The 12,320-nt window shown below is 67.3% G+C and carries 12 protein-coding genes; 7 read left to right on the plus strand and 5 right to left on the minus strand.

Annotated features, from left to right (window positions below):
- Nucleotide 1: 1 nt before the first annotated feature.
- Complete coding sequence (locus SPHN_RS10340) at nt 2-1,765, plus strand: DUF885 domain-containing protein (protein WP_248523070.1); 1,764 nt, start codon at nt 2-4, stop codon at nt 1,763-1,765.
- 139 nt (nt 1,766-1,904) lie between these two features.
- Here the strand turns inward: SPHN_RS10340 and SPHN_RS10345 are convergent, their stop codons facing one another.
- Complete coding sequence (locus SPHN_RS10345) at nt 1,905-3,080, minus strand: M24 family metallopeptidase (RefSeq protein WP_248523071.1); 1,176 nt, start codon at nt 3,078-3,080, stop codon at nt 1,905-1,907.
- Nucleotides 3,077-4,324 carry an NAD(P)/FAD-dependent oxidoreductase gene (locus SPHN_RS10350; protein WP_248523072.1) on the minus strand — a complete coding sequence of 416 codons (1,248 nt, stop codon included), beginning with the start codon at nt 4,322-4,324 and terminating at the stop codon, nt 3,077-3,079. The genes SPHN_RS10345 and SPHN_RS10350 overlap by 4 nt, the downstream gene beginning before the upstream one ends.
- Nucleotides 4,325-4,401: 77 nt before the next feature.
- Here SPHN_RS10350 and SPHN_RS10355 point away from each other — a divergent pair, with 77 nt between their 5' ends.
- From SPHN_RS10355 to SPHN_RS10370, 4 genes are read left to right on the plus strand one after another with little or no spacing between them, the layout of a single operon-like run.
- Nucleotides 4,402-5,304 carry a dihydrodipicolinate synthase family protein gene (locus SPHN_RS10355; protein ID WP_248523073.1) on the plus strand — a complete coding sequence of 301 codons (903 nt, stop codon included), beginning with the start codon at nt 4,402-4,404 and terminating at the stop codon, nt 5,302-5,304.
- A complete protein-coding gene (locus tag SPHN_RS10360; RefSeq protein ID WP_248523074.1) occupies nt 5,304-6,302 on the plus strand; it encodes a 4-hydroxyproline epimerase in 999 nt (332 codons plus the stop codon). Before SPHN_RS10355 ends, SPHN_RS10360 begins: the two co-directional genes overlap by 1 nt.
- Nucleotides 6,303-6,351: 49 nt before the next feature.
- A complete protein-coding gene (locus SPHN_RS10365; RefSeq protein ID WP_248523075.1) occupies nt 6,352-7,005 on the plus strand; it encodes a GntR family transcriptional regulator in 654 nt (217 codons plus the stop codon).
- A gap of 19 nt (nt 7,006-7,024) precedes the next feature.
- Nucleotides 7,025-8,437, plus strand: a complete 1,413-nt coding sequence (locus SPHN_RS10370; protein ID WP_248523076.1) for an amino acid permease — start codon at nt 7,025-7,027, stop codon at nt 8,435-8,437.
- A 10-nt stretch (nt 8,438-8,447) separates the two neighbouring features.
- On the opposite strand, the gene SPHN_RS10375 is transcribed toward SPHN_RS10370, so the two are convergent.
- Genes SPHN_RS10375 through SPHN_RS10385 form a run of 3 tightly spaced genes read right to left on the minus strand, consistent with a single transcriptional unit; the run spans nt 8,448 to nt 10,248 of the window.
- Entirely contained in the window at nt 8,448-8,588 is a 141-nt protein-coding gene (locus SPHN_RS10375; protein ID WP_248523077.1) for a DUF2256 domain-containing protein, read from the minus strand.
- Nucleotides 8,588-9,688 (minus strand): 3-dehydroquinate synthase, encoded by a 1,101-nt coding sequence (aroB, locus tag SPHN_RS10380; RefSeq protein ID WP_248523078.1) that lies wholly within the window; start codon nt 9,686-9,688, stop codon nt 8,588-8,590. Before aroB ends, SPHN_RS10375 begins: the two co-directional genes overlap by 1 nt.
- Nucleotides 9,685-10,248 (minus strand): shikimate kinase, encoded by a 564-nt coding sequence (locus SPHN_RS10385; protein WP_132897648.1) that lies wholly within the window; start codon nt 10,246-10,248, stop codon nt 9,685-9,687. The genes aroB and SPHN_RS10385 overlap by 4 nt, the downstream gene beginning before the upstream one ends.
- A gap of 93 nt (nt 10,249-10,341) precedes the next feature.
- Between SPHN_RS10385 and SPHN_RS18435 the strand changes: the two genes are divergently transcribed.
- Together SPHN_RS18435 and SPHN_RS10390 are read left to right on the plus strand one after the other, a co-directional pair.
- The gene (locus tag SPHN_RS18435; RefSeq protein ID WP_267904487.1) at nt 10,342-10,476 is read left to right on the plus strand and encodes a hypothetical protein; all 135 of its coding nucleotides are present in this window, start codon (nt 10,342-10,344) and stop codon (nt 10,474-10,476) included.
- Complete coding sequence (locus tag SPHN_RS10390; RefSeq protein WP_248523079.1) at nt 10,460-12,301, plus strand: hypothetical protein; 1,842 nt, start codon at nt 10,460-10,462, stop codon at nt 12,299-12,301. Before SPHN_RS18435 ends, SPHN_RS10390 begins: the two co-directional genes overlap by 17 nt.
- Nucleotides 12,302-12,320 lie beyond the last annotated feature (19 nt).

Consider the following 12,320-nt stretch of genomic DNA (forward strand, 5'->3'; position numbering starts at 1 on the left):
GATGAAGGCTTTTATCCTGTTGCTCGCGCTCGGTTCGACGGCTGTTGGGGCGGCGCCTTCAAGAACTCCGAAGGCGGCGGCTGCGATGTCCGCGGACGCGCGGTTCAAGGCGCTCTACACGTCGGAATATGCGTGGCGGCAGCTTCAGTTCGCGCAGGGCGAGGACAATCCGACCGCCGCGGCGCGGTTGCCCGATGTCGGCCCAAAAGCGCAGGCCGAGCGGCTCGCGCGCTGGACCGACGTATCGCGGCAACTCGCGGCGATCGCACCGGCCAGCCTGTCGCCCGCCAACCGCATCAACTACGCGGTCTATGCGCAGCAGATCGACGCCTTGCTCGCCGAGCAACGCTATCGCGATTACGAGAAGCCGCTGACTGCGGACACCAGCTTCTGGGGCGATGTCGCGGAGAGTGCGCGCGGCACTTTCAAGTCGGTGAAGGACTATCGCGACTATATCGCTGTGATGCGCCAGATCCCGCGCTATTTCGACCAGCAGACGGACAACATGCGCGCCGGGCTCGCGCGCGGGTTCACGCCGGCGCGGGTGACGCTGACCGGGCGCGACAACGGTGTCGCGCAGGTCGCGGAGGCGAAGACGCCGCAGGACTCGCCGTTCTACGAACCGTTCAAGACCTTCCCGTCGACGATCCCCGCCGCCGATCAGGCTGCGCTCAGGTCGGAGGGGACGGCGGCGATCTCGCAGTCGGTCGCACCGGCCTATGCGACGCTGCTGAAGTTCCTGCGCACGGAGTATATCCCGCATGCCCGCGAGGGGCTGGCGGCGTACGACCTTCCCGACGGCAAGGCCTATTATCTGTCGAAAGTCCGCGAATACACCACGCAGGATATCACGCCCGAGCAGATTCACGCGCTCGGGCTCGCCGAGATCGCCAAGATTCGCGGGCGTATGGACGGCGTGATGCGCAGCGTGAAGTTCCAGGGCGATCTGCAGGCATTCTTCAACCACCTGCGGACCGATCCGCAATTCTATCCCAAGACGCCGAACGAACTGCTCTACCGCGCGGCGTGGATCGCCAAGACGTTCGACGGCAAGGCGTCGCAGTGGTTCGGGCATCTGCCGCGCAGCCGGTTCGCGATAAAGCCCGTGCCGGCCGACATCGCGCCGTTCTATACCGGCGGGCGCGGCGGGCCGGGCATTTATCTGGTCAACACCTATGACCTGCCGTCGCGGCCCTTCTATTCGCAGGTCGCGCTGACGCTGCACGAGAGCGCGCCGGGGCATGCATTCCAGATGCCGCTCGCGTCCGAGAACAAGACCCTGCCGGCGTTCCGGCGTGACACGTATCTGTCGGTCTATGGCGAGGGCTGGGCGCTGTATTGCGAGACGCTCGGCGAGGACATGGGGATGTACGAGACGCCGTACGACCTGTTCGGGATGCTGAGCTATCAGGCATGGCGTGCGGCGCGGCTGGTGGTCGACACCGGCATCCATGCCAAGGGCTGGAGCCGGAAACAGGCGCAGGAGTATCTGCACGACAATACCGCGCTATCGAACCACGAGATCGAGACCGAGGTCGATCGCTACATCGCGTGGCCGGGGCAGGCGCTGTCCTATTACATGGGCCAGATCGCGTTCCAGACCGCGCGGAAGAAGGCGCAGGACACGCTCGGCGCGAAGTTCAACATCCGCGCGTTCCACGATGCGATGCTGGAGATGGGATCGGTACCGGTGCCGGTGATCGAGGCGCGGACCGACCAGTTGATCGCGGCAGGCGGCAAGGGGCCGTATCCCGACGAGGAGTGAGGGCGGGCTGGCGATCGTCACCGCGCCGTCACCCCCCCGTCATCCCAGCGAAAGCTGGGATCCAGAGCCACGAACGCTGGCTTGCGTGGCTCTGGATCCTGGGTCGAGCCCAGGATGACGGAGAGCGGGGTATCCTGCGTTAGCCGAACGGGCGGTCGATGGAGGGCTGCGGTTCGGTAAACCAGGCGGCGCCTGTTTCGGTGACGTGGAAATGATCCTCCAGCCGGATGCCGAAGCGGTCGGGGACGACGATCATCGGTTCGTTCGAGAAGCACATGCCCGGCGCCAATGGCGTGCGGTCGCCGCGGACCAGATAGGCGGGTTCGTGGATCGACAGGCCGATACCGTGGCCGGTGCGGTGCGGCAGGCCGGGGAGGCGGTAGTCGGGGCCGAGACCGGCTTTCTCCAGTACGACGCGGGCGGCGGTGTCGATCGCTTCGCACGGGATTCCGGGCTGGACCGCGGCGAACGCGGCTGCTTGCGCCTCGTGTTCGATGTCCCAGATCGCGCGGGCCTCGTCGCCGACGTTGCCGAACGCATAGGTCCGCGTGATGTCGGAATGATAGCCCTCGACCTGGCAGCCGGTGTCGATCAGCACGAGCTGGTCCTCCTCGAGCAGCTGGTCGCCGGGGATGCCGTGCGGGAAGGCAGTCGCGCGGCCGAACTGGACGGCGCAGAAATACGAGCCCGAGGAGCCGATTGCGCGGTGCGCCTCGTCGATGAAGCGGATCACCGTGCTGGCGGCGATGCCGGGCTGGATGATGCGCGCGGCGCGGCGCTGGACGTCGAGCGTCATCGCCTTGGCTTGCGCGAGCAGCGCGATCTCCGCCGGGCTTTTGATCATGCGGCACGCGTCGATCACCGAAGCGCCATCGCCAAGTTCGAGACCGGTCGAGGCAAGTCCGGTCGCCATGCCGTAAGGGAGTTGTGGTTCGAGTAGCAGCTTGCCGCCGACGGCATCGGCGACCAGCGCGTACGGACTCTCGTCCTCCTCCCAGAGGCGCAGGTCGGCGTCGATCTCGACCGCCGCGTCCAGCGAGCCCTGTTCGAAGCGTGGACAGATCAGGATCGGCTGGCCCTTTACGGGGAGCAGCAGCGCGACGAGGCGCTCGGTCGGCCCCCACGGGATGCCCGCGAAATAGCGCAGGCTCGCGCCCGCGCCGATCAGAAGCGCGTCGGCGCCGGCCGCCTCGGTGAGCGCGCGCGCCTTGTCGAGCCGCGCGGCACGCTCCGCCGACGTGATGCGCGGCGCGCGGTCTGCCCAAGGTGCGATGGTCGCCAGTTCGTCGGCTATCGAAGATCCGCCGATGGTCATGCGTGAGGTCCTTTTTTGCCGAAACGGTCGAGGTCGAACGGCGTGAGCGCCACCGCCGGAGTTTCTCCTGCCAACATCGCCGCGACGAGCGTCGCGGTCACCGGCGCGAGCGTGAGCCCGAGATGTTGATGGCCGAACGCATAAGCGAGATTTGCGTGGTGCGTCGAGCGACCGATCGCGGGGAGGTAGTCGGGCAGGGTAGGGCGCGATCCCATCCAGCGTTCGAACGGTCCCTCGATCGGCAGGCCGAGCGTGCGGACATGATGTTCCAGCCGCTCCCATTTGCGCGGATCGGGCGGGCCGTCGGGATCGCCGAGCTCGACGTAACTCGCCGCCTGCACGCACTCGGCATAGCGCGTGACGATCATCGAACAGTCCTCGAACACGATCGGCGGCAGGTCGGCGGGCCAGCCGTCGGCGCGGGCGCGGATGTGATAGCCGCGCTCGGCGATCATCGGCACGCGGTAGCCGAGCGGTTCGAGCAGATCACGGGACCGGACCCCGGCGGTCACCAGCACGTGGTCGACATCGTGCCCGGCTACGACGATCCGTCCGCCGTCGTCGATCAGGTGCACGCCCTCGCGGACGATCCGCCCGCCCCGCGCCACAATCGCGGCTTCGAGTGTCGTCGCGAGGCGGCGGAGATCGGCGATCTGGCCGCTGCCGGTGAAGCGGATCGCGCCACCGACCGGATCGGCCAGGAAGCCTAGCCGGTGCAGCAGTTCTGGCTCGGCATCGACGATCCGCGCCGTTCCGATCGCGGTTCGAGACCAGCGCTGCCGGCCGGTCCGTGCGCTCGCGGCCGAATCCCAGACCAAGATATGGCCTTCCTCGCGCAACAGATCCGGTGCGTCGATCGTCGCGACCAGATCGCGCCACGCGGGCATCGCGCCAGCCAGCAACGGCGTCAGCGCAGCCGTTCCCGCCGCGAACCTCGCCGGCGTCGACGCCGCGACCAGCCGCGCGGCAAACGGCAGCCAGCGTCGCGCCATCGACAGTGGCAGCCCGAGCGCCCCGCCCGTGCTGAACAGGCGACCCGGCACGGATTTAAGTGCGCTTGGCGACGCAAGCGGTTCGACCTGTTCGACCGCGATGTGGCCGGCATTGCCCCAGGATGCGGCGTTGTAATCGGCGTCGCGTTCGAACACACTCACGCCATATCCGCGATCGAGCAGAGCGACGGCGCAGCACAAGCCGATCACGCCGCCGCCGACTATCCCGATCGTGGGCTTGACCGTTTCCAACCCATTTCTCCTGTTGCACCGCATCAATCGTTTTCGTATACGGTATATATATTGAAACGCAGGAAGGTCGATACCGAATGTCTGTCGAGTGGAAGGGTGTATTTCCGGCCGTAACGACTCAGATCCGCGAGGATATGACAGTCGATCTCGCCGATACGCAACGTGTCGTCGACGACCTGATCCGCGACGGCGTGACCGGGGTGATCGCGCTCGGCACGGTGGGCGAGAACAACTCGTTCGAGTATGAGGAAAAGGTCGAGGTACTGACCGCGATCGTCGAGGCGGTCGACGGCCGCGTGCCGGTCATCACCGGCGTTTCCGAATACGACACGCGCCGCGCAGTACGGTATGCGCAGGCGTCTGAGAAGGTCGGTGCGGATGGCCTGATGCTGCTGCCGCCGATGGTCTATGTGCCGAAGCCGCACGAGCTGGTCGCGCATTTCAAGGGCGTGGCGACCGCGGTTGGTCTGCCGATCATGCTCTATAACAACCCGCCAGCGTATCGCACGCTGATCGACAACGACGTGCTCGCTGCGCTGGTCGACGTCGCCAATATCGTCGCGGTCAAGGAATCGGCTCCCGACACGCGGCGCTTCACCGACGTGAAGACCGCGTTCGGGGATCGCTACGTGCTGTTCGCCGGGCTCGACGATGTTGCGCTCGAGGGGCTGTATCTGGGCGCGCAGGGCTGGGTCTCCGGGCTCACCAATGCGTTTCCGCGGGAATCGGTCGAGCTGGTCAACGCGTTCGCGCGCGGCGATCATGCCAAGGCGATGGAGATCTATCGCTGGTTCATGCCGCTGCTCCATCTCGATGCCGAGCATGACCTGGTGCAGTCGATCAAGCTCGCCGAGCAGGTCATGGGGCGCGGCTCCGAGCGCGTCCTGCCGCCGCGCTATCCGCTGATCGGCGAACGTCGCGCCGAGGTTATCGCGATGGTCGAGAAGGCTGCGGCGACGCGCCCGACTCTCTCGAACTGATGCGCCACACGTTCTTCTGCATCGACGGCCACACCGCCGGCAATCCGGTCCGCCTCGTCGCGGGCGGGGCGCCGCTGCTGAAGGGCGCGTCGATGTCGGAGCGGCGACAGGACTTCATGACGCGGTTCGACTGGATCCGCACCGGGCTTTGCTTCGAACCGCGCGGCCACGACATGATGTCCGGCGGGTTCCTCTACCCGCCGACGCGCGACGATACTGATATCGGCATCCTGTTCATCGAGACGAGCGGATGCCTGCCGATGTGCGGGCATGGCACGATCGGTATGGTGACGTTCGGGCTCGAACATGGGCTGATCCAGCCGGCCACACCGGGCCGGCTGCGGATCGAGGTGCCTGCGGGCGTGATCGACGTGGCGTACGAGACCGAGGGCGCGAAAGTGACCTCGGTACGGATCACCAACGTGCCGGCCTATGTCGCGGCGCGCGGGATCGCGGTGGACATCGAGGGTATCGGTCCGCTCAGCATCGACGTCGCCTATGGCGGCAATTACTACGCGATCGTCGAGCCGCAGGGGCGCTATACCGGGCTCGACGACCTCGGTGCCGCAGAGATCATCGCCCTTAGCGGCCGCGTTCGCGAGGCGGTGCGGGCGCAGTTCGAGCCGGTCCATCCGCTCGACCAGACGATCCGTGGTGTCAGTCATGTGCTGTGGGCGGACGTGCCCCGTGGAGACGGAGCCGACGGGCGCAATGCTGTGTTCTACGGCGACAAGGCGATCGACCGCAGCCCGTGCGGCACCGGCACGTCGGCACGGCTCGCGCATCTGGCGGACAAGGGGCGATTGGCGGTCGGCGACCGGTTCGTCCATGAGAGCTATATCGGCAGCCGCTTCATCGGCCGCGTCGAGGCGGAAACGTCGCTTGGCGACACTCCGGCGATCATCCCGTCGATCGAGGGATCGGCGATCGCGACCGGGTTCAACACAATCTGGATCGATCGCGACGATCGTTTCTGGAACGGTTTCCAAGTTTCATGACATTTCGGCTATGCTGGTGCGGTCTTCCCGTTTTCGGAGCCGTCCATCCATGAGCATCGTCGTCCGCACCCTGTCCGAGCAGGTGTTCGAGATCGTCCGCGAGCAGATCGTCACCGGCAAGCTCGCCGGCCATACCGCGATCCGCCAGGATGCGCTGGCGACCGAACTCGGCGTCAGCAAGATCCCGTTGCGCGAGGCGCTGGCGCGGCTGGAGCAGGAGGGCCTGCTGACCAGCCACGCGAACCGGGGGTACTCGGTCCAGCCGATGTCGGCGGACGAGGCGGACGATATCTTCGCGCTACGGTTGGCGATCGAGCCGCAGGCGGCCGCCTATGCGTCGACCGTCGCCAATGACGACGACCGTAATGCGGCGATCCTCGCCTTCGAGGAGCTCGACAGTGCGGCGAGCGAGCGGCTCGCCGAAGTCGCGATCCGCAACCGCGTGTTCCACACCGCTTTGGTCCGGCCGGGCCGTCGCCTGCTGACCACGCAGATGGTCGAGCGGCTGGCGATCCTCGCCGAGCGTTACGTCGTCGCGCATCTGCGGCCGGCGGGACGCGAGGATCGTGCGCATCTCGAGCATCGGCAAATGCTCGAGGCGTGGCTCGCGCGCGACGACGATCGCATGCTGACGCTGCTGAACAGCCATATTCAGTCGACGCTGACCGATCTGCGCTTCCAGTTCGCAACAGCGCGCGACTAGAGATCACAGGGGATGGGCTATGTTTGGACCGCGTAAATCGTTCGAATCGTCAGCCCATAGCCGCGAACACAGCCTCGCCAAGACGCTGAGCTGGCCGCATCTGATCGCGCTCGGGGTGGGCGCGATCGTCGGCACCGGGATCTATACTTTGGTCGGCGTCGGTGCCGAGCGGGCAGGGCCGGGCGTGATCCTCGCGTTCGTGATCTGCGGCGTGATCTGCGCGTGCGCGGCGCTCGCCTATACCGAACTCGCGACGCTGATCCCGGCAGCGGGCAGCGCCTATACCTTCAGCTATACGGCGCTGGGCGAGGGGATCGCCTGGGTGGTCGGGTGGAGCCTGATCCTCGAATATTCGCTGGCGTGCTCGACCGTCGCGGTCGGCTGGTCGGGCTATCTGGTCGGCTGGATCGAGGCGGCGGGGATCCATTTGCCCCACGCCTTGCTGGTCGGGCCGCATGGCGGCGGGCTCGTCAACATGCCCGCGGTACTGGTGTCGCTGGCGGTGATGGGGATGCTGATCCTCGGCACGCGGCAGAGCGCGACGCTGAACATCGTGCTGGTGCTGATCAAGCTGGTCGCGCTGACGATTTTCGTCGTCTACGCGGCGCCCGCGTTCAAGGCCGACAATCTCCATCCGTTCATGCCCTACGGCTTCGGCTCCACCGAGCTTGGCGGGCATAAGCGCGGCGTGATGGCGGCGGCGGCGATCGTGTTCTTCGCGTTCTACGGCTTCGACGCGGTCGCGACCTCGGCGGAGGAGACCAAGAACCCCAAGCGCGACCTGACGATCGGCATCGTCGGCTCGATGCTGGTCTGCACGGTGATCTACATGGCCGTCGCGGTCAGCGCGATCGGCGCGCTGCCGTTCACGCAGCTCGCCAATTCGCCCGAGCCGCTCGCGCTCGTGCTGCGCCAGTTGAGCCAGCCATTCGCGGCGCAGATCATCGCGCTGGCCGCAGTGATCGCGCTGCCGTCGGTGATCCTGGTGATGATGTACGGGCAGAGCCGAATCTTCTTCGTGATGGCGCGCGACGGGCTGCTACCGCGCGGTCTCGCCAAGATCAGCAAGCGGACGGGGTCGCCGACGCTGATCACGCTGCTGACCGGGCTGTCGATCGCCGCGGTCGCGGGCTTCTTCCGGCTCGACGAGATCGCCGAACTCGCCAATGCGGGCACGCTGATCGCGTTCATCTCGGTCGGCGTGTGCCTGATGGTGCTGCGCCGGACCGCGCCGCAACTGCCGCGCCTGTTCCGCTGCCCGGCGGCCTATGCGGTCGGTGCGGTGACGGTGCTGGGTTGCCTGTATCTGCTGGCGAGTTTGCCAACCTCGACGCTGGTTCGGTTCGTGATCTGGAACGCGGCGGGGCTGGCGCTGTATTTTGCCTATGGCCGGCGCAGGAGCGACGTCGGCAATCCGGCCCACGCGGTCTGACCGGCGCGCGTCACCGCTTCTTGCGGCACGCGTCCGAGCAATAGATCACGCTGTCCCAGTCGCGCGCCCATTTCTTCCGCCAGGTGAAGGGGCGCTCGCACGCCGGGCAGATCTTGGTCGGCAAATTCTGCTTGGCGATACCGTTGGGCATCAGCGGGGCTGCGCGTCGAGGAAGGTTTCGACATCGGTGAGGTCGACGGTCTTGTCGAGATAGGTCTGGCCGATGCCGCGCGCGAGCAGGAACGGCAGCGTGCCCGCCGCCATCTTCTTGTCGTGGCGCATGTGATCGACGAGCCGCGCACCGCTCGCGCCGATCTTCGCCGCGGCGAGCCCGTCGGGAAGACCGACATCGCGCCAATGTGCCGCCACGCGCGCGGCGTCCTGGCCCGAGCAGATGCCCTGTGAGGCCGAGAAGCCGAACGCCAGCGCACAGCCCGCTGCTACGCCTTCGCCGTGGCTCAGCGCCTGTGAGAACCCGGTCTCCGCCTCGAGCGCGTGCCCGAACGTGTGGCCGAGGTTGAGCAGGGCGCGCGTCCCGTTGGTCTCGTGCTCGTCCGCCGCGACGATCCGCGCCTTGGCCGAAACGCTGTGGGCGATCGCATATTCGCGCAGGCCGATGTCACCGCCCAGCAACGCGGCGCCATTCGCCTCGCACCATTCGAAGAACGCGAAGTCGTCGATCAGGCCGTATTTCACGACCTCGGCATAGCCTGCGCGGAGTTCGCGGATCGGCAGCGTGTCGAGCACCTGCGGATCAATCAGCACCATCACCGGCTGGTGGAACGCGCCGATAAGGTTCTTGCCAGCCTTCGTGTTGATCGCGGTCTTGCCGCCCACCGAGCTGTCGACCTGCGCGAGCAGGCTGGTCGGGATCTGCACGAAGTTGCAGCCGCGCTTGAGGATCGAGCAGGCGAACCCGACGAGATCGCCCATCACACCGCCGCCGAGCGCCACGACATGATCGCCGCGCTCGACGCCGAGTTCGAGCAGCCGGTCGCACAGCATCTCCAGCGTCGCCCAGCTCTTGCTGCCTTCGCCCGGCGCGAGGACGATTGCCTCGGACTCGATCCCCTCCGCGCTCAACGAAGCCTGCAGCGTCGCCAGATGCAGCGACAAATTTTCGTCGGTGACGATCGCTACGCGCCGACCCTTCGCGAGCGGCGCTAGAAATTCGCCGGCCCGCGCGAGAATCCCTGCTTCGATATGGATCGGATAGGTCCGCGAACCCAGTTCAACGGTAACGGTCTTCATCGGCCAAGCGCTCTCAGGATTGCGGCGACGGTCGCTTCGTGCGGCGTCTTGTTGCTGACGATATGGATGTGCGCCTGCGCGTAGATCGGGTTGCGCACGCGCGCCAGTTCGGCGAGCACTTTGCCCGGATCGCGGTTGCGGAGAAGCGGTCGCGTATCGCGCCGCCCGACGCGTTCGACCAGGATGTCGGGATGCGCACTGAGCCAGACGGAGATGGCGTCGCGTAAGATCAGCGCCCGCGTGTCATCGTTGATGAACGCCCCGCCACCGGTCGCGATGATTTTCGGCGTGCCGTCGATCAGCCGCGCGATCACCCGGCGTTCGCCGTCACGGAAATACTCCTCGCCGTATTTGGCGAAGATCTCGGCGACGGTCATGCCCGAGGCCGCCTCGATCTCGTGGTCGGCGTCGACGAATGGCAGGTTCATGCGCAACGCGAGCCGGCGGCCTACGGTAGTCTTGCCGACGCCCATCAGCCCGACGAGCACGATCGGTCGATCGATCGGGGCTGGGGCGGGGCCGCCTGCGGGCCCGCCTGAGGGGTTGTGGCTTTGCAACATCGTGAGGGGCGCTATACAGCGGCACCGCGCGAGGGCAAAAGCTCTTGGCGCCTGTTTTGTCCGCTTCCCCGTCCACTACAAGGTTACGCCGCCATGTCCCGTTTCATCGTCTCGGTCGTCGTCGTTCTTGTCGTGGTGGTCGGCGGCCTGTTCCTGCTGGCAGGGCGCGCCACCGAGCGTCCGCAGAGCCGCGTCGAAAAGGCCGTGACGCTTGCGAACCTCTCTTAAGGCATCCCTGACGGCGGCCGTTGCCGTCGGCGCCTTGATCGCGCTTGCCCCCGCAATCGGGCAGGACCGGCCTGAATCGATCCTGCCGCCGGGGTTCGGCGAGCCGACGCCCGCGCCTGCGCCGCGCCCGACCACTCCGGCGGGGACGCAGCCAACGCGCCCGACGGGGCCATCGCAGCCGACTACCCCACCGCCCAGCGCCGCACCGGCACAGCCGGGCGCGATGATCCAGCCTTTGCCGCCGACGACGCCGGGCGACGCACCCCTGGTGCCGCCTGTCGCACCCCCGGCGGTGATCGATCCGGCCGTGCTAGCGCAGTACGAGATGCCGGAGTCCGCGCGTCGCTCGCTCGCGACGGTCGGTCCGGTTTTGGCGAGCGAAGGCGGGCTCGATACAGATGCGTTCGGCGCTGTGGACGGCCAGTATGTCGAGACGCTGATGCGGCGGTTGACTGCGCCGCTGCCGTCGCGCTGGATGTCGATCCTGTTGCGACGTGCGCTGGTGTCGCGCGTCGATACGCCGAGTCGCACCAACGGCGCGGACTTCGCCGCCGAACGCGCGTGGCTTTTGCTGCGGATGGGCGAATCGGTCGCGGCGCGGGCGGTCACGCAGAGCGTCGACACCGGCAATTATACGCCGAAACTGTACCAGGTCGCGATGAATGCCTCGCTGGCGACCGGCGATCCGGCGGGTTTCTGCCCGCTCGTTCCCGGTGCGATGCGCTATGCGCCGGCGCGGGGCTGGACGATGGCGCAGGCGATGTGCGCGGGGCTGTCGGGTAACCCTGCGCAGGCGACGCCGCTGATTGCGACCGCCAAGCGCCGCAACGTTGCGAGCGGCGTCGACATGCTGCTCTCGCAGAAGGTCGTCGGGGCCGGTGCGCAGGGGCGACAGGCGGTGACGATAGAATGGGACGGCGTCGACCAGCTTACCGCATGGCGGTTCGGCTTGGCGATGGCGACCGGTGTCGCGGTGCCCGACGAGCTTTATGCGAGTGCCGGCCCGCAGGTGCGATACTGGCAGGCACTGTCACCTTCGGTCCCACTCAATGCTCGGCTGGCACCTGCGGAGGCTGCGGCGGGGCAGGGCGTGCTCTCCAGCGCGGCGCTGGTCGACCTGTATGCGGCGACCGCCAACGACGACGATGCGCAGAGTGCGGCGGCGGCGACCGCGAACGATTTGCAGACCGCTTATGCCGATCGCAGTCCCGATGCCCGGCTGAATGCGCTCCGCCAGTTGTGGGGCGGCGCGGCCACGCAGCCGCCCTATGCGCGCCTGGTGCTGACCGCGCGGGCGGCGGCGCGGATGAACCCGGCCCTGGCGAAGGACGAGGCGGATCATCTGGTCGCGTCGATGCTGTCCGCCGGGCTCGATCGCACCGCCGCGCGCTGGCTCGGCACGGTGCCGGCCGGCGGTGACGCCTGGGCGATGATCATGCTCAGTGATCCCGACGCGTATCGCCGGCTGAGCTATGCCGACCTCGCCTCCTATTCGGGCGGCGAAGGCGATTCGGCGTTGAAGCAGCGCATGTTGTTCGCGGGGCTGGCAGGGTTGGGACGTCTCAACTCGGGCGACATCGAACGTGCCGCGCAATCGCTTGGCGTCCGCATCGGTGCAGACAATGCTTGGACGCGTGCGCTCGATCGGGCCGCGCGCGACGGGCAGGCGGGGACGGTGGTCGTGCTCGCCGCGATCGGTATGCAGGCGCCTGACTGGAAGGGCATCCCGCCCGAGGCGCTGTACCGGATCGTCGGCGCCTTGCGCGCGGTCGGGCTCGACGGCGAGGCGCGGATGATCGCCGCTGAGGCGATTGCGCGGGCGTGATCACGCCGGGCGCACGGGC

The organism is Sphingomonas faeni (assembly GCF_023195535.1).
Classification (GTDB): domain Bacteria; phylum Pseudomonadota; class Alphaproteobacteria; order Sphingomonadales; family Sphingomonadaceae; genus Sphingomonas; species Sphingomonas faeni_B.

Excerpts from the sequence above, each read along its gene's own strand:
- SPHN_RS10365 (WP_248523075.1), top strand. The coding sequence starts at position 6,352 with ATGAGCATCGTCGTCCGCACCCTGTCCGAGCAGGTGTTCGAGATCGTC.
- SPHN_RS10370 (WP_248523076.1), top strand. The coding sequence starts at position 7,025 with ATGTTTGGACCGCGTAAATCGTTCGAATCGTCAGCCCATAGCCGCGAA.
- aroB (WP_248523078.1), bottom strand. The coding sequence starts at position 9,688 with ATGAAGACCGTTACCGTTGAACTGGGTTCGCGGACCTATCCGATCCAT.
- SPHN_RS10345 (WP_248523071.1), bottom strand. The coding sequence starts at position 3,080 with ATGACCATCGGCGGATCTTCGATAGCCGACGAACTGGCGACCATCGCA.
- SPHN_RS10385 (WP_132897648.1), bottom strand. The coding sequence starts at position 10,248 with ATGTTGCAAAGCCACAACCCCTCAGGCGGGCCCGCAGGCGGCCCCGCC.
- SPHN_RS10340 (WP_248523070.1), top strand. The coding sequence starts at position 2 with ATGAAGGCTTTTATCCTGTTGCTCGCGCTCGGTTCGACGGCTGTTGGG.
- SPHN_RS10355 (WP_248523073.1), top strand. The coding sequence starts at position 4,402 with ATGTCTGTCGAGTGGAAGGGTGTATTTCCGGCCGTAACGACTCAGATC.
- SPHN_RS10360 (WP_248523074.1), top strand. The coding sequence starts at position 5,304 with ATGCGCCACACGTTCTTCTGCATCGACGGCCACACCGCCGGCAATCCG.
- SPHN_RS18435 (WP_267904487.1), top strand. The coding sequence starts at position 10,342 with ATGTCCCGTTTCATCGTCTCGGTCGTCGTCGTTCTTGTCGTGGTGGTC.
- SPHN_RS10375 (WP_248523077.1), bottom strand. The coding sequence starts at position 8,588 with ATGCCCAACGGTATCGCCAAGCAGAATTTGCCGACCAAGATCTGCCCG.